This window comes from Phenylobacterium sp. (genome assembly GCF_004799515.1).
GTDB lineage: Bacteria > Pseudomonadota > Alphaproteobacteria > Caulobacterales > Caulobacteraceae > Phenylobacterium.
In genome coordinates this window covers 40,122-55,322 of the sequence record NZ_SSMX01000026.1, presented here as the reverse complement: position 1 = coordinate 55,322, position 15,201 = coordinate 40,122, and the positions used below count along the sequence as shown (strand labels likewise).

Sequence of the window (15,201 nt, the reverse complement as noted above, 5' to 3'; positions counted from 1 at the left end):
GCCGATTGCGTCGGTCGTCAGCCGTGAAGCGACAGGATCTGCCGAGCCAGGGTCCGGTCCGGCGTGGCCAGCGCGGCGGCGAACGCCACCAGCAGCAGGCCGCCGACCAGGCCGAAGTTCTTCAGGAACTGCCAGAAGTGCTCCCGCGCCACGCTGTCGTCGCGCGGCGACCAGAAGTCGGGGCCCTTCCAGAACGGGTGGTAGAGGAAGGCCGTCACCACGCAGAAGCCTGCGAGCAGCAGGGCCGCGGCGCGGTCGAAGACGCCGAAGACGATGCAGAACGGCGTGACCCCTTCGACAGCGATGGCGGCCACCAGCATCGCGGCGCCCCCCGGCAGGCCGCTCGACCGGGTCTGCGCCAAGGCGTTCTTCCAATGGATCACCTTGTCGAGGGCGCTGAACGGGAACATCGCCACCAGGCAGATGCGGGCGACCAGCCAGACCGCGGCGGCGGAGATCATCATGCGTCGCCCCTCGGACCGGCGTTCTTAGGGCAACGGTTGCCGACCTCCGGCGTTCCGGCTGCGTCAAGAGCGTGGGGCGAGCGATGATCAACGGCCGGTACGACGTGATCATTGTGGGCTCGGGCCCCGGCGGCGGGACCGTGGCGCTGGAGCTGGCGACCACCGGCAAGTCGATCCTGTTGATCGAGCGCGGCGGCTACCTGCGCCGCGAGCGGGACAACTGGGATCCCAAGGCGGTGTTCGTCGACGGCAAGTACCAGGCGAAGGAGACCTGGTACGGACCGGACGGCGAGGCCTTCCATCCCGGCCTGCACTATGTCGTGGGCGGCAATTCCAAGGTCTATGGCGGCGCCCTGTTCCGCCTGCGGGCGGAGGACTTCGGCGAACTGCGCCACGCCGACGGCGTCTCGCCGGCCTGGCCGCTCGGCTATGAGGTCTTCGAGCCCTACTACACCCGCGCCGAGCACCTGTTCCGGGTGCGCGGCCTGCGCGGCGCGGACCCGACCGAGCCCTGGGCCAGCGCGCCCTACGCCCACTCGCCCGTCCCGCACGAGCCGCGCATCCAGGAGCTCTGCGACGGGCTGAGGCGCATCGGCCACCATCCATTCCCCCAGCCGCTGGCGATCCTGCTGGAGGAAGACGAGCTCGGCCCGGCGCCGCACAGCGCCTGCATCCGCTGCGACGCCTACGACGGCTTCCCCTGCATGACCAACGGCAAGGCCGACGCCCAGATCATCTGCGTCGATCCCGCCCTCGTCCATCCGAACGTCACCCTGCTCACCCACGCCTATGTCGAACGGCTTGAGACCGACGCCTCGGGCCGCACGGTCACCGGGGTCCATGTCACCCGGAAAGGCGAGCAGGAGGTCTACCGGGCGGACATCGTCGTGGTGGCCTGCGGCGCCCTCTCGTCCTCGCTGCTGATGTTCCGCTCGGCCAGCGAGGCGCACCCCAACGGCCTCGCCAACGGCTCCGACCAGGTCGGGCGCAACTACATGCGGCACAACAACTCCGCCTTCATGGCGGTGTCGAAGACGCCCAACGCCACCGTCTTCCAGAAGACCATGGCCCTGAACGACTTCTACCTCGGCTGCGACGACTGGGACTTTCCCCTGGGGGGCATCCAGACCCTGGGCAAATCGCACGGCGAACAGGTGCGCGCCGAAGCCCTGCCCGCCCTCTTGAACTGGTTCCCCGAGACGCCCTTCGAGGAACTGGCGCGCCATTCGCTCGACTTCTGGCTGATGACCGAGGACCTGCCCAACCCGGACAACCGCATCACCCTGCAGGCCGACGGCCGCGTGGTCCTCGACATGAAGCCCAGCGGCGACGAGGCGCACCGCCGGCTCAAACGCAAGCTCGAGGGCCTGCTCGACGCCATCGACGCCCATCCGCACCTGATCGAGCGCTCGCTCTATCTGGGCAAGGGCATCCCGATCGGCGGCACGGCGCACCAGGCCGGGACCATGCGCTTCGGGACCGATCCGGCGACCTCGGTCCTCGACCTCGACTGCAAGGCCCACCAGCTCGACAACCTCTATGTGGCCGACGCCAGCTTCTTCCCCTCGATCGGGGCGGTGAACCCGACGCTGACGATCATCGCCAATGCGCTCAGGATCGCCGACCACCTGAAGGCGCGGCTAGGCGGTTGAGGGGCACCAGCACGAGCAGCAGGCCGCCGAGGGAGACTCCCGCTCCGGCCACCGACACCCATTCGAAGCCGAGATGCAGGCGGATCACCAGACCGCCCAGGGCCGCGCCGAGCGCGTTGCCGAGGTTGAAGGCGCCGATGTTGACCGACGAGGCCAGGGTGGGCGCCGCGGACGCCACCTGCATCACCCGCGCCTGCAGCGGCGGCACCAGGGCGAAGGTCGCCACGCCCCAGGCGAAGATGGTCACCCCCGCCGGCGCGGCCCAATGCATGGTGACGGCGAACACCAGGAGCAGGACGGTCAGGGCGCTCAGCACCACGATCAGGGTGGGGTCCAGCGCCTTGTCGGCGAAGCGCCCGCCCAGGTAGTTGCCGAGCGTCAGGCCCACGCCATAGACCACCAGCATCGCCGTCACGAAGTCCGGCGAGACCTTGGTCACCTGCAGCAGGATCGGGGCGATGTAGGTGAAGACCGTGAACATGGCGCCGGATCCCAGCACCGTGGTCAGGAGCGCCAGCAGGACCGCGGGCCGGCCCAGGGCGCGGACCTCACGGCCGATGTTGCTCGGCGGCGCCGATCCGGTTCGCGGCAAGGCCAGCTGCAGGGCGGCCAAGGCGATGACACCCAGGCCCGCGATGCCCCAGAACGCGGCGCGCCAGCCGAACTGCTGGCCGATCCACGCCGCGGCCGGCACGCCGCCGATGTTGGCGATGGTCAGGCCCATGAACATGGCCGCGACCGCCCCGGCCTGCTTGCCCTTGGGCACGAGCCCGCCGGCGACCACCGACCCCACGCCGAAGAAGGACCCGTGGCAGAAGGACGTCACCACGCGGGCCGCGAGCAGCATGGCGTAGGTCGGCGACAACGCCGCCATCAGGTTGCCGGCGGTGAACAGCGCCATCAGCGCCAGGAGCAGGGTCTTGCGCGGCAGGCGCCCGGTGGTCAGCGTCAGCAGCGGCGCGCCCGCCAGCACCCCGATCGCATAGCCGCTGACCAAGAGGCCCGCCGTCGGGATGGAGACCTTGAGGTCGCCGGCGATGACCGGCAGCAGGCCCATGGGCGCGAACTCGGTCGTGCCGATGCCGAACGCGCCGGCGGCCAGCGCCAGAAGAGGCAGGTTCAGCTTCACCTTGGATCGAAACCAACCTCCGTCCGGGGACTTTCCGTATCAGCGTCCCGCAGCCCTGTGTAGCGTCCGAAGGTATGAGTGAGCCGCAAACCCGCAGCGCCGCCGTCCAGTGCATCAGCCGGATCACGCTGACGGTCGCCGACCTCGCCGGGACGAGCCGCTTCTACGAGCGCGCCCTCGGCTTCAGGATTGTGGGACGGCGAATGCAATCGTCCCCCGCGGCCCAGGCCATCGTCCTGGGGCTCGGCGCCGAGGAGATCGAGCTCATCCAGTTTGACGCCCCGGGCGCGCCCTATCCGGCCCAGCGCACCGCATCGGATCCCTGGTTCCAGCATTTCGCCATCGTGGTCTCCGACATGCCGGCGGCCTGTGCGCGGCTCTGCGCCGAAGGCGGCGGCCAGCCGATTTCGCAGGGCGGTCCGCAATTGCTTCCGCCCAGCACCGGGTCGGTGACCGCCTACAAGTTCCGCGATCCGGAAGGCCATCCGCTGGAGCTGTCGTTCTTCCCGCCCGGGGTCGGCGACCCGCGATGGCAGGCGCGCGACCGCCTCTTCCTGGGCGTCGATCACTCCGGCATCGCCGTCACCGACCTGGACGCCAGCGTGCGCTTCTACCGCGACCTTCTGGGGTTCGCGGCTGCGCCGGTCCTGGTCAACTCGGGCCCGACCCAGGCGCGGCTCGACGGCCTGCCCGATCCGGTGGTGGACATCGTCCCGGTGTCGCCGCCGGCGGGTCCGCACATCGAGCTCCTCGCCTACCGCGGCGCGGCGCCGAGCGCCGCACCGCCGCCGCGCGTTGGCGACATCGCCGCGACCCAGCTTGACCTGGCCACCCTAGGCGTCGAGGCGATCGTCCAACGCGCGGCGTCCTTCGGTGGGACCGTCGAACGGCCGGGAACCGCCGACGCCCTGATCCGGGATCCGGCGGGTCACCTCCTGCGACTGGTGGAGAGCGGCGGCGGCTAGAAGCGCGTGCGCATCCCGACGGCCAGCACCAGGCCCTCCCCGGAGACGTCGCCCTGCAGGGCGGTGGTCACCGCCGCCGGCGTGCCGCCGTAGAAGACGCTGTCGTGGTGGATCGTGCTGTCGGCGAAGTCGATGTAGGAGATCGCCGCGTCCAGCTTGATCCTCGGCGTCACCTGGGCTGTGGCCCCGGCGCTGATCAGCCAGCGGTTGCTGTCCGGCACTCGGGCGGTCCGCTCGGCGTCCGGGGTCGGCGTCGGATCGTACTGCACCCCGGCGCGCAGGGTGAGCTTGCGGTTCAGCGCATAGTCGAAGCCCACCGCGCCGGTGGTGGTGTCCTTGTAGTTCTGCGCCAGGCTCTGGTTCCCCGCGGCGGTGCGGATGTCGATGGCGTCGAACTCGCTCCAGCCAAAGTGCTGCACCTGGGCCTCCAGGGTCAACCGGTCGGTCAGCCGGTAGCGTGCGCCCACCGTGGCGATCCACGGGGTGGTGAAGTTGGCCGAGCCGTCGCCGTCGGCGTTGGCCGCCGCCAGGGGACCCAAGAGGCCGCCCACGAAGACGTGGCCGTGCAGATCATGGGCCATGGCCGAGCGGTAGCTCGCCCCGAATGACCAGCGGTCGAAATGCGCCTGGGCGCCCAGGACATAGCCGTAGTTCCAGCCCTCGCCGCTCAGCTGGTTGATCCCGTCGGGCAGCAGGGGCGACAGGTTCGGGCTCGCGGTCTGCAGCTTGGCGTTGGTGTATTCCGCGTCCACGCCGATGCCCAGGTCCAGCCAGCTCGCCGCCTTCATGGCGCCGGTGAGCTGCAGGTCGGCGGTGGTCAGGCGGGTGTCCAGCGCATCGTACCGCGCCCAGGAATCGCCGTTGTACTTGGTGGTGAAGTTGTAGGGCGCGGTCAGCGAGGCGCCCACGGCGAAGCGGTCGCCCACCGGCGTGGCGATGGCGAAGGACGGCGCGGCCCCGTTCTGGATCGGATCGGAAGCCTTGCCCACACCGCTGACAGGCAAGGTCACGCCGCCGGGATAGGTGATGGTCGAGCCGTTGTTGCTGACCTTCGAGGACACCAGCACGCCACTGACGCCGGCGTAGATCTCGGCGGGCGAGGAGGCGATGGACGCCGGGTTCCACCACAGCGACGCCGGCCCCTGGTCGGTCACCTCGCCAGAATAGGCCCGGCCGGTCCCGATCACCGACTGCTCCTGCAGGTAGAAGCCGGCCGCGTGGGCCTGGGCGGACAGGGCGACGAAGGCCGCGCCGGAGAGCGCGAGGGTGCGGAACTTGGACATGGCGAAGACCTCAAAGGACGGATGACACGCCGTCATGCGACTTAGATGGCGTCGCCGGACACGGATGAAACCCGCGGGCCCGTGGCAGAGCTCTGGATCTCCCGGGGTGTGTCTGTCGCGCACCGCCAATGGGGCTTGCCAGAGGCCGCGGTGGCGAACACATTTATTGGATAATCAATGAAATAGCGGGGGGACCGACGGATGCGATACGCTTTTGGACTGAGCGCCGTCTTGATCGCCCTGACGGCCTGCGCCGCCGCGGCCCAGCCGGCGGCCGCGCCGGCCGATCGGGTGGATTTCGGCGACACGGCCATGGTGGCGCAGCCCTGCCTGCCGATGCCGAAGGCGCTGGCGGACTATCTCGCCTCGCCGGCCGACGCCCCGCTCAACGCCGAGGCGGTCAAAGCTTACGTCGCCTGGAACGCCTGGGAGCAAGCCAACGACTGGCCGGCCCTCTGCCGCTATCGCGAGGAGAACCACGCGGCGATGACCGAGCCGCGCCCAGCGGTGGTGTTCATGGGCGACTCGATCACCGAGAACTGGCGGCACCTCGATCCGGCCTTCTTCACCCAGGGGCGGGTCGGCCGCGGCGTCAGCGGCCAGACCACGCCCCAGATGGTGGCGCGCTTCTATCAGGACGTGGTCGCCCTGCGGCCCCGCGTCGTGCACATCATGGCCGGCACCAACGACATCGCCGGCAACACCGGACCGACCTCGGAAGAGGCCTTCGAGAACAATATCGCCGCCATGGTCGATCTCGCCCGCGTCAACGGGATCGCCGTAGTGCTGGCGAGCATTCCGCCGACGGACAGGTTCAGCTGGCGCCCGGCGCTGAAGCCCGGACCGGAGGTCGTCGCGCTCAACAAATGGCTGGCGGCCTATGCCCAGCGGCGCGGCCTCGTCTTCGTCGACTACACGCCCGTGCTGGCGACGCCGACCGGGGCGATGCGTCCCGAGCTGACCGGCGACGGCGTCCACCCGAAGAAGGCGGGCTACGACCTGATCGAGCCCCTGGCGCTGCGGGCGATCGCCCAGGCTGAGCGCGGAACCGCGGCGCGGCCCTGACCTAGGCCTTCCGGCGCTTATCGCTCAGGGCGTGGAAGCCGGCGGCCATGAAGTCGGCCATGCGCTCCTTGACGTCGACGAAGTCGTCCGAGCGGCAGACCCCGCCGGAGAGGCGGTCGATGCGCCCGCTGCGCCCGAGGGTGTTGAGCAGCGCGCCGGTGACGAAGTGGTAGCCCCAGAAGATGTCCTTCTCCGTGAGGTCCGGCAGGGCGCGCCGCAGGATCGCGAGCAGCTTCAGGACCAGTTGGTCGAAGTGGATGTCCATCAGCTCGGCGCCCTCCGGCGTGTTGCTGACCCGCGCGCCGAAGGCCCCCCAGTTCATCCACGGCGTTCCCCCCTCGATGTAGAGGTCCAGGTCGGTGTCGAGGAAGGCGTGGAGCGCGCCCTCCACCGTAGGGCGGTCGCCGGCCTCGGCCTCGTAGCGCTGCAGCGCGGCCATGCGTTGGCCCACGGAGACCTCCACGCGCCGGGCGAACACCGCCTCGAACAGGCCCCGCTTGTCGGCGAAATAGTAGTGCAGCAGGCTCGTGTGGGTGCCGATGCGGTCGGCGACGTCGCGCAGCGTCACGCCATGCAGGCCGTTCTTCGAGAACAGGTCTTCGGCGGCGTCGAGGATCTGCTCGCGCATCTCGGCGCGGCGGTCGGCCTGCTTGCGTCGCGGGCGGCGCTGCGGGGTCTCCTGCGTCATCCGTGGTCAAACCTTCGCGATGCAGAACGCCGGCCGACTGAGCCGTCGCGTCGGTTCTAGCGGGACGGCCGTGGGAGCGTAAGACGGCATCCGCGCTTCGAAAAAGGAGCCGGCTGCGCCCTTGGCGGACGCAGCCGGAGTTCCAGGGAGGACCGTCAGAAGTTCCTGGTGATGCGAAGCCCGACCTGGCGCGGCGCGCCCTCGTAGCGGAGCCCGGAATTGACCGCCGTGACGTAGTGCTGGTCCGTCAGGTTGGTCCCGTAGAGCGCCACCAGCAGATCGTGCAGCTGATAGGACAGCTGGGCGCTCAGGAGGTTGCGCTCGCCCAGCCGGTCGCCGAGCGCGGCGTTCTCGAACAGGGTCGCCCACTGGCTGTCGATATGGCCGAAGTTGATACGCGGCGTCAGCGTGGCGCCGTTGGCGAGATCGAACACGTACTGGCCGCCGAGGTTGAAGGTGAACCGTGGCGCATAGTCCTGCTGGTGGCCGGTGAGGTTCTCGCAGGTGGAGCTGACCGGTCCGGTGAGCGGATCGCAGAGCGCCACGCCCCCGGTCCGCGGATCGGTGGCGAAGAAGGTTCCGAGCCGGCTGTGTAACAGCGACAGGCCGCCGTCGAACGACAGGCTGCCGAAGATCGCCTGCGCCTGGGCCTCGAGCCCGTAGATCGTGGTCTTCGACGGATCGTTGAGTTCAAGGGAGGTCGTGGGATTGTCCGGGGTGGCGAAGGTCACCTGGAAGTTCTTGTAGTCATTGTAGTAGGCGCCGAGCTGGGTCTTCACGTGACCGTCGAGCGCGGTGGCCTTCCAGCCGATCTCATAGTCCGTCACCGACTCCGGCCCGAAGGTGGGCGGCAGGGAGAAGCTCGCCGGGGTGTTGAGGCCGCCCGGCTTGTAGCCGGTAGCGACGAACGCATAGAGGAAGTTGTTCGGGTCCAGGGTCCAGTTCAGGGCGATCTTGCCGGTGAGCTTGGAGTCCTTCTCCGTCTGATTGTCCGGCAGGAACTCGCCTAATTCCGGCACGGAGATCACCCCGTGATTGGACGCCTGGGAGGCAGAGTAGCGCAGGCCGATCTGCAGTTGCAGGCCGTGATCGAAGTTGAAGTCGCCCTGTCCGAAGCCGGCCACGGTCTGGGCAGGGTTTGTCCCGCTCAGGTCGTCGTCGAAGACCCCGGCGGGCAGGCCGATGTCGAACTGGCCGGCCGGGAAGATGTGCTTGTCATGCTGGTAGTACGCGCCCAGCACCCAGGTGAAGAAGCCTTTCTCCCGCGACAGCAGGTTGAACTCCTGGGAGTAGATCACCTCGTCGACCCCGTCGCGCAGGGTGTAGTTCGCCAGGCTCGTGCCATCGACGTCGCCATCGAAGGCGGAGCGGCCGCTCTGGTAGCCGGAGATCGAGCGGAAGGTGATCCCGTCCGGCAGCACATAGTTCACGTTCAGCACCGAACGTACGAACTGGTCGACGGCGAGGTTGTGGGCGTTCGAGGTGATGTGGAACGGGTCGTTGGTCGCCAGCACCGGATCGGCCGGATAGCCGCCCTGGTCGATATAGTTGTAGTCGGTCTTCCACAGCACCTTCAGCGCGTCGCTCGGCTGCCACAGCAGGCTGAAGCGCGCGTTGGCCTCGTCCAGCCGGCCGGGGTGGCCGCTGAAGGGGCCGGTGATGTGATAGAAGCTGTCCCGGTGCTCGGTGTTGAAGGCGATGCGGGCCTCGAGCGTGTCGGAGATCGGGATGTCGGTCGCGCCCTGCAGCCCGACGTCGCCGTAGGTCCCGCCCTGCGCCTGCAGGTAGCCATGGTAGCCGCCGCCCAGGGTCGGGTTGACCTCGGTGATGAACACCGCGCCGCCGGTGGCGTTCTGGCCGGCGAAGGTGCCCTGCGGGCCGCGCAGCACCTCGACGCTGGCGATGTCGTAATAGGGCTCGTCCTGGAAGTAGCCCGGGAAGGTCGCCACGCCGTCGCGGTAGGTGATGACGCCGACGGTGGTGCCGCTGTTCTGCTCGCCCTTGCCGATGCCGCGGATGTTGAAGTCGTTGCCCTGGCCGAAGTTCTGGATCGTGACCGAGGGCATGATGGTCTGCAGCTGATCGACCGTCACCACGCCCTTCTTCACCAGGTCCGCGCCGGTCAGCACCGTCGCGGCGATCGGCGTGGTCTGCAGGTTGGACGCGCGCCGTTCGGCGGTGACCACCAGCTCTTCGACCGTACCGGGCTGTGCTGCGGGCGCCGCGGCCTGGGCCGAGGCGGGGTGGTTGCAGGCAAACGTGAGCGCGAGCGCAGACGCGCTCAGCCCTAGGGCGCGCACCTTCATGGGTATCCTCCCGAACATTCTTGGCCCGCGCTCTTTGGCGCGATGTCCCAGGCTGTCAGGGCCCCGCCGCGTCGTCAAACTAATTTATTGGTCAGTAAGTAAGTGACGATCCAACCAGAGGTGTCTGGCGGACCGAGGGCCTGAGCCTAGGTTTTGATCTTCGCCACCGCCTTGATCAGCGGGTCCTTGGCGAAGTCGGCGGGCGCAATGAAGCCGCGGCCGTCCCAGGGAATGTCGATGGCGACCTTCGCCAGGCACCGGGCGACGTATTCGGAGCAGATGTATTCGTCGCGCGGCCGCAGCCACCGCGGCGTCTGCCCGCCAGTGCGGCCGAGCGCGATGCGCAGGCCGATCCGCAGGATCTCCCCCGGCGCGAAGTTGTCGCCCAGCCGGTCGACCGCGGCGTCGACCAAGCGCTGCATCCCGGTGCCGCCCGGCTTGCCGCCCTTGGCGGCGTAGCCCTCGTGCCGCGCAAGGATGATGTTTCCAGGATAGGGCCGCTGGCCGGTGCTGCTCTGGCTGCAGAAGCGTTCGAGGGTCACCACCCGCACGCCGAACTGCTGGACGCTCTCGAAGACCAGGATGCGCCCGGCCTGCGGCCACCGGTAGGCCAGGGCCACGTGGGTCCAGGGGCTTTCGGTGGCCCAGCCGATCAGCCTGGAGAAGGGATCCCGGCCGGAGCAGAGCAGGATGTCGCCATCCCGGACCCGCGCGCGGACGGCGGCCAGGGGCTCAGCCCTGAGGGTCGAAAGCACGCTGTCGGCGACGGTCATGGCGGAGACTAGCAAGCCGGCCGCCGCCCGTCTCAGTAAGGGAAGAAACCACGCCCCGCCCGAAAGAGCGGGGGCGTAGCCCCCGGGATTACTGGTCGATCGTCTTCTTGACGACGGTCTTGTCGCCGGCCGCGTTGGTGTGGACCTTCTTCACCTGGTCGCCGTGGCGCTTGATGACGGTCTTCGATCCGTTGGCGTGCTTGACGACGGTCTTCGAGCGGTCGCCGTCGCTGGATTCCTTGTGGATCACCGTGGTCGCGTCTTGCGCTTGGGCGGCGGCCGCGCCGCCGAGGACCGTCAGGGCCGCGAAGGCGACGAGAAGAGTTTTCATGAGCTTTTCCTAAACAGGGCCGTGCGCCCCGCAGCTGAACATGCGGCGGCGACTCCAGTTCCGATTGCCGTTGTTCGCAAGCCGCCCGAGGAGTCACTATCTGGGTGACATCCAACCCAAGAGGCGCCGCCATGGCCACCACAACCGAAACCGCTATCCTCGCCGGGGGCTGCTTCTGGGGCGTGCAGGACCTGCTCCGCCGCTATCCCGGGGTGCTGAAGACCCGGGTCGGCTACACCGGCGGCGAGGTCGCCAACGCCACCTACCGCAACCACCGCGGCCACGCCGAGGCCATCGAGATCGTCTTCGACCCGGCGCTGATCAGCTTCCGCCAGCTCCTGGAGTTCTTCTTCCAGATCCACGACCCGACGACGCTCAACCGCCAGGGCAACGACCTCGGGGACAGCTACCGCTCGGCGATCTTCTATACGAGCGACGAGCAGAAGCGCGTCGCCCTCGACACCATCGCCGACGTCGACGCCTCGGGCCTGTGGCCCGGCAAGGTGGTCACCGAGGTGACGCCGGCCAGCGCCTTCTGGGAAGCCGAGCCGGAGCACCAGGACTACCTGGAGCGCATCCCCAACGGCTATACCTGCCACTTCATCCGGCCAGGCTGGAAACTGCCGGTTCGGGCGGCGGCGCAGTAGCGCAGGGCCCGGCTTCACCGGGCCCCGCAACCCTCACTGCATGAACCAGCCGTGGCTCACCACGATGGACTGGCCGGTGAGCGCGTTGGTCGGGAAGCCGGCGAAGAAGACCGCGCAGCGGGCGACGTCCTCGACGGTGGTGAACTCGCCGTCGACGGTATCCTTCAGCATGACGGTCTTGATCACGTCGGCCTCGCTGATGCCGAGCTCCTTGGCCTGTTCGGGGATCTGCTTGTCCACCAGCGGCGTGCGTACGAAACCCGGGCAGATCACATTGGCGCGGACCCCGTGCGCGGCGCCTTCCTTGGCCACCACCTTCGCCAGGCCCTCCAGCCCGTGCTTGGCGGTGACGTAAGGCGCCTTGAGCACGGAAGCCTCCTTGGAGTGGACCGAGCCCATGTAGATCACCGAGCCGGAGCCGGCCTTGTACATGTGCTTGAGGCACGCCCGGGTGGTCAGGAAGGCGCCGTCGAGGTGCACCGACAGCAGGGTCTTCCAGTCCGAGAACTTGAAGGTCTCCAGCGGGGCCACGATCTGGATGCCGGCGTTCGAAACCAGGATGTCGATCTGGCCGAAGTGGCCGGCGATGGCGTCGACACCGGCTTCGACCTGGGCTTCGTCCGTCACGTTCATGCCGACGCTGAACGCCTTCTCCCCGCTCGGATCCAGCTCCTTCGCCGCGGCGGCGGCCTGCTCGGCGTTGAGGTCGGCGATGGCGATGCGGGCGCCCTGCGCCAGGAACTCCCGGGCGATCTCCTTGCCGATACCGCTGGCGGCGCCCGTGACGATGGCGACCTTGTTGCTGAGGCTCATGGTTCAACCTTTCCTTTAGTGGGGTGGCGCGCGCTCTTGACCTGGACCTGCTGACGCGCCGCGGCTTGCGCCGGCGTGCGGCGCAGGCGGGCCTCCTCCAGCGTCCGTTTCGCGAGGTTATAGCCCTCGTTCCGGTGGCGGGTGATGGCGTCGTAGGAGAAATCATAGTCCCGCGACGACGGCTCCCCGGGGCTGCGCGGACGCTGGAACCGGGTGATGTGGGTCGCCGCCTCATCGCCCATCAGCTGAATGAAGCGCGGATGCTGTTCGACCCGGCTGCGGGTGTCCGGATCGACGCCCGAGAGCAGGTAGATGATCATCTCCCGATAGGCGTCGGAAAGCTCGCGGACGCGCAGATCGTTATGCACGCGCTCGGCGTAGACGATCTCGTCGCGGCGGGCCAAGACCTCCATCATGTTGCTGGGCAGCGGGGCGTCGCCTGAGAACAGATCGACGATATAGACCTGCTTGCCGTCGGGACCGACGCGCTCGGTGACGAGGTCGAGGGGGGAATTGCTGACGATGCCGCCGTCCCAATAGGCCTTGCCGTCCACCAGGGTCCACGGGAAGCCCGGCGGCAGGCTGCCGCTCGCCAGCACATGGTCGGCGGTCAGGTCGTCGACGTAGCTGTCGAACACCTCCAGCCGGCCGGCGGCGACGTCCACGGCGCCGATGAGCAGCCGGACCGGGCTCGCCTTCAGCGCCGGGAAGTCCACGTATTTGGCGATCAGCCGCCGCATCGGCGAGACGTCGTAGAAACTCGTCCAGGCTTTGAAGCCGCCGTCGAAGGGCGGCATCCAGCGGGGCTTGAAGAAGTTGGGCACCCCGAACATCAGGATCTGACCCGCGACGGCGGCGCGCCGCAGGTCCTCGGACGGCAGCGGCGGCGAGGCGACGGTGAGCTCCCGCCAGAAGGACTCCAGCGCCTCGGTGGCGCGCCGGGGATTGGCGGCGATGATCGCGCCGTTCAGCGCCCCGATCGACACCCCGCCCACCACGTCGGGGAAGATCTGCTCGCTCTCCATCGCCTTGACGACACCGCACTCGAACGCGCCCAGCGCGCCGCCGCCCTGCAGCACCAGCACGGTCTGGGCGCAGATGTCGTCGAGCCGGAACTCGGGATCGCTGAGCCCCGCCCGGTGATCGGCGACGTTGACGTGGTAGCGGATCAGGCTCTCCGCCATCCGGGTCTCCCCGGTCGGGCGGCCGAGGGAGAACAGCGCCTTGACCACGTCGTCGGCGACAAAGAACAGGGCGAAATCGTGCGCGGCCAAGGCCCCACGGCCGATGTGCTCCTGGCCCGCCTCGGGCATGCCCAGGGCGTCGAAGGCCAGGTCGCCGATCTCGCAATAGAAGTAGGAGACCTCGTCGTAGCGCTGGCGCCGGCCCAGCATGTTGCGCGCCGCCAGCCGGCCCTGGCGGACGGCGTTGTCCCAGTGGTCGACGTTGCGCCGGCGCATGAAGATCGGATCGTAGAAATCCACGGCGTCGCCGGCGGCGTAGACCCCCGCCACATTCGTTCGCAGCATGGCGTCGGCCTGGATGAAGCCGTCGCCGTCGACGGTCACGCCGCTGTCTTTCAGGAAGCCGGTGGTCGGGACCACGCCGACGGCAACGACGACCAGGTCCGCGGGCAAGGTCTCGCCGCCGCGGGTCCCGACCGCCTCCACGCGGTCCGCGCCGATGAAGCGCTCGACCGTGTCGTCCAGACGCACGGTGACGCCGCGCGCCTCCACGGACGCCTGGAAGAACTGCGAGACCTCCGGCGCCTCCAGACGCGGCAGGACGCAGGAACGGGCTTCGATCAGGGTGACGGCCAGTCCCAGGTCTCGCAGGGTGATCGCCACCTCCATGCCGAGGTAGCTCGCCCCGACGACCACGGCGCTGCGGCCGCCCTGGGCGGCGGCGCGTATCGCGTCGGCGTCGTCGCGCCCGCGCAGGGTGTGGACGCCGGCAAGGCCGTCGCCCGGCGCGGAACTGCGCCGCGGCGCGGCGCCCGGCGCCAACAGCAACTGGCGGTAGCCGATCACCTCGCCCGCCTCGGTCCGGACCTGGCGCAGCGCCGTGTCGACGCCGGCGACGCGGACGCCCAGGCGCAGGTCGATGTTGTGCGCCTCATAGAAGCCGGTCGGGTGGACCAGCATCTCCTCGGCGCTCGACGCGCCCACCAGATAGCCCTTCGACAGGCGTTGCCGGTGATAGGGCGCCATGTCGTCGGCTGACAGGATGACCACCGAACCCTCGGCGCCCTCACGCCTCAGGATGTCGGCGGCCGTCGCCCCCGCCGGCCCGCCGCCGACGATCAGATAGTCCACCACCGAAGCGGCGTCCGCGGCCTTCATGCAGGGAGTCCTTGCTGAGAGCGATCTCTAGGAAAGCGGCGGATCAGGGCCGCTCGGGCACGGGCACGTTGAAGGCGTTCAGGGTGATCGACACCAGGGCGTAGAGGCCGACCAGGTAGAAAAGCTCGTCGGCCCCGTGCTGGCCGAAGGTCTCGACCGCCAGGCGGTACACCGGCTCCGGCAGGACGCCGCCGCCGCAGAGCGCGAAGGCCGTGTCGTAGGCGACGCTTTCATCGGCGTCCAGATCGGCGGGTTTGACGCGCGAGACCAGGCTGGCCAGCCGCTCGGGCGTCATATGCTCCGCCTCGGCCACCGCGATGTGGGCGTAGATCTCGTAGGCGGCGTTGTAGTGCGCGCCCACCGTGAGGATCGCGACCTGGCGGACGTTGTCCGGCAGGACGGCGTTGGCGGTCATGGCCAGGGTGAGGTCCCAGATGGCCTTGCCGATGCCGGGTTCGTGCAGCCAGGGGTTCCACGGCCCGATCAGCGCGCCGTCCTCGCGCTGGGCCCGGAAGGCGTTGAAGTGGCCGGCGATGCCCTTTTTCATGTCGTCGTAGAGCGGCTTCTGCTCCGGCGAGAGATCCTCAGGGGCGATCGGTTCGAGTCGCATTGGCAGTCCTCCGGCTGGATCTCATCCCGCGGCCATCGCCGGCGGTCCGGCGCGTCAAGCTGGGCTTGCACGCGCCTGACATGGGGTGGCGGACCCAGGATTGAAGTTGGACCTCAGTATCGGCCCCTTTCGA

The 15,201-nt window shown here is 68.9% G+C and carries 14 protein-coding genes; 4 read left to right on the top strand and 10 right to left on the bottom strand.

Translation table 11 applies throughout. From position 1 onward, the window contains the following. Nucleotides 1-17: 17 nt before the first annotated feature. Entirely contained in the window at nucleotides 18-464 is a 447-nt protein-coding gene (locus tag E8A49_RS09805; RefSeq protein ID WP_293379846.1) for a DoxX family protein, read from the bottom strand. 83 nt (nucleotides 465-547) lie between these two features. Here E8A49_RS09805 and E8A49_RS09800 point away from each other — a divergent pair, with 83 nt between their 5' ends. Next, nucleotides 548-2,116: a GMC family oxidoreductase gene (locus E8A49_RS09800; protein ID WP_293379842.1), complete on the top strand. Its 1,569-nt coding sequence runs from the start codon at nucleotides 548-550 to the stop codon at nucleotides 2,114-2,116. Here the strand turns inward: E8A49_RS09800 and E8A49_RS09795 are convergent. Continuing rightward, nucleotides 2,076-3,245: an MFS transporter gene (locus tag E8A49_RS09795; protein ID WP_293379839.1), complete on the bottom strand. Its 1,170-nt coding sequence runs from the start codon at nucleotides 3,243-3,245 to the stop codon at nucleotides 2,076-2,078. The two genes, E8A49_RS09800 and E8A49_RS09795, sit on opposite strands and share 41 nt — an antisense overlap. A 74-nt stretch (nucleotides 3,246-3,319) precedes the next feature. Between E8A49_RS09795 and E8A49_RS09790 the strand changes: the two genes are divergently transcribed. Next, nucleotides 3,320-4,210, top strand: a complete 891-nt coding sequence (locus E8A49_RS09790; protein WP_293379837.1) for a VOC family protein — start codon at nucleotides 3,320-3,322, stop codon at nucleotides 4,208-4,210. Here E8A49_RS09790 and E8A49_RS09785 read toward each other — a convergent pair. After that, nucleotides 4,207-5,493, bottom strand: a complete 1,287-nt coding sequence (locus E8A49_RS09785) for an outer membrane protein transport protein (protein ID WP_293379834.1) — start codon at nucleotides 5,491-5,493, stop codon at nucleotides 4,207-4,209. The genes E8A49_RS09790 and E8A49_RS09785 overlap by 4 nt on opposite strands. Nucleotides 5,494-5,694: 201 nt before the next feature. Here E8A49_RS09785 and E8A49_RS09780 point away from each other — a divergent pair, with 201 nt between their 5' ends. After that, nucleotides 5,695-6,558, top strand: a complete 864-nt coding sequence (locus E8A49_RS09780) for a GDSL-type esterase/lipase family protein (protein ID WP_293379831.1) — start codon at nucleotides 5,695-5,697, stop codon at nucleotides 6,556-6,558. Nucleotide 6,559: 1 nt separating this feature from the next. Here the strand turns inward: E8A49_RS09780 and E8A49_RS09775 are convergent, their stop codons facing one another. The 4 genes from E8A49_RS09775 to E8A49_RS09760 form a co-directional block, all read right to left on the bottom strand. Next, nucleotides 6,560-7,246 carry a TetR/AcrR family transcriptional regulator gene (locus E8A49_RS09775; protein WP_293379828.1) on the bottom strand — a complete coding sequence of 229 codons (687 nt, stop codon included), beginning with the start codon at nucleotides 7,244-7,246 and terminating at the stop codon, nucleotides 6,560-6,562. A gap of 155 nt (nucleotides 7,247-7,401) precedes the next feature. Beyond that, entirely contained in the window at nucleotides 7,402-9,552 is a 2,151-nt protein-coding gene (locus E8A49_RS09770) for a TonB-dependent receptor (RefSeq protein WP_293379825.1), read from the bottom strand. Between the two features lie 146 nt (nucleotides 9,553-9,698). Beyond that, nucleotides 9,699-10,340: a hypothetical protein gene (locus E8A49_RS09765; RefSeq protein WP_293379822.1), complete on the bottom strand. Its 642-nt coding sequence runs from the start codon at nucleotides 10,338-10,340 to the stop codon at nucleotides 9,699-9,701. Between the two features lie 73 nt (nucleotides 10,341-10,413). Further along, nucleotides 10,414-10,656: a hypothetical protein gene (locus E8A49_RS09760; RefSeq protein ID WP_293379819.1), complete on the bottom strand. Its 243-nt coding sequence runs from the start codon at nucleotides 10,654-10,656 to the stop codon at nucleotides 10,414-10,416. A gap of 131 nt (nucleotides 10,657-10,787) precedes the next feature. Here E8A49_RS09760 and msrA point away from each other — a divergent pair, with 131 nt between their 5' ends. After that, nucleotides 10,788-11,303 (top strand): peptide-methionine (S)-S-oxide reductase MsrA, encoded by a 516-nt coding sequence (msrA, locus tag E8A49_RS09755; RefSeq protein ID WP_293379816.1) that lies wholly within the window; start codon nucleotides 10,788-10,790, stop codon nucleotides 11,301-11,303. 33 nt (nucleotides 11,304-11,336) lie between these two features. Here the strand turns inward: msrA and E8A49_RS09750 are convergent, their stop codons facing one another. From E8A49_RS09750 to E8A49_RS09740, 3 genes are read right to left on the bottom strand one after another with little or no spacing between them, the layout of a single operon-like run. Further along, nucleotides 11,337-12,116 carry a 3-hydroxybutyrate dehydrogenase gene (locus E8A49_RS09750; RefSeq protein ID WP_293379813.1) on the bottom strand — a complete coding sequence of 260 codons (780 nt, stop codon included), beginning with the start codon at nucleotides 12,114-12,116 and terminating at the stop codon, nucleotides 11,337-11,339. Next, nucleotides 12,113-14,458, bottom strand: a complete 2,346-nt coding sequence (locus tag E8A49_RS09745) for an FAD-dependent oxidoreductase (RefSeq protein WP_293379810.1) — start codon at nucleotides 14,456-14,458, stop codon at nucleotides 12,113-12,115. The genes E8A49_RS09750 and E8A49_RS09745 overlap by 4 nt, the downstream gene beginning before the upstream one ends. A gap of 43 nt (nucleotides 14,459-14,501) precedes the next feature. After that, nucleotides 14,502-15,068 (bottom strand): carboxymuconolactone decarboxylase family protein, encoded by a 567-nt coding sequence (locus tag E8A49_RS09740; protein WP_293379807.1) that lies wholly within the window; start codon nucleotides 15,066-15,068, stop codon nucleotides 14,502-14,504. Nucleotides 15,069-15,201 lie beyond the last annotated feature (133 nt).

What these genes read in the sequence shown, in the direction of transcription:
- E8A49_RS09750 (WP_293379813.1), bottom strand. Translation starts at nt 12,116, where the DNA reads ATGAGCCTCAGCAACAAGGTCGCCATCGTCACGGGCGCCGCCAGCGGT.
- E8A49_RS09770 (WP_293379825.1), bottom strand. Translation starts at nt 9,552, where the DNA reads ATGAAGGTGCGCGCCCTAGGGCTGAGCGCGTCTGCGCTCGCGCTCACG.
- E8A49_RS09800 (WP_293379842.1), top strand. Translation starts at nt 548, where the DNA reads ATGATCAACGGCCGGTACGACGTGATCATTGTGGGCTCGGGCCCCGGC.
- E8A49_RS09745 (WP_293379810.1), bottom strand. Translation starts at nt 14,458, where the DNA reads ATGAAGGCCGCGGACGCCGCTTCGGTGGTGGACTATCTGATCGTCGGC.
- E8A49_RS09805 (WP_293379846.1), bottom strand. Translation starts at nt 464, where the DNA reads ATGATGATCTCCGCCGCCGCGGTCTGGCTGGTCGCCCGCATCTGCCTG.
- E8A49_RS09785 (WP_293379834.1), bottom strand. Translation starts at nt 5,493, where the DNA reads ATGTCCAAGTTCCGCACCCTCGCGCTCTCCGGCGCGGCCTTCGTCGCC.
- E8A49_RS09775 (WP_293379828.1), bottom strand. Translation starts at nt 7,246, where the DNA reads ATGACGCAGGAGACCCCGCAGCGCCGCCCGCGACGCAAGCAGGCCGAC.
- E8A49_RS09760 (WP_293379819.1), bottom strand. Translation starts at nt 10,656, where the DNA reads ATGAAAACTCTTCTCGTCGCCTTCGCGGCCCTGACGGTCCTCGGCGGC.
- E8A49_RS09740 (WP_293379807.1), bottom strand. Translation starts at nt 15,068, where the DNA reads ATGCGACTCGAACCGATCGCCCCTGAGGATCTCTCGCCGGAGCAGAAG.
- msrA (WP_293379816.1), top strand. Translation starts at nt 10,788, where the DNA reads ATGGCCACCACAACCGAAACCGCTATCCTCGCCGGGGGCTGCTTCTGG.
- E8A49_RS09790 (WP_293379837.1), top strand. Translation starts at nt 3,320, where the DNA reads ATGAGTGAGCCGCAAACCCGCAGCGCCGCCGTCCAGTGCATCAGCCGG.
- E8A49_RS09780 (WP_293379831.1), top strand. Translation starts at nt 5,695, where the DNA reads ATGCGATACGCTTTTGGACTGAGCGCCGTCTTGATCGCCCTGACGGCC.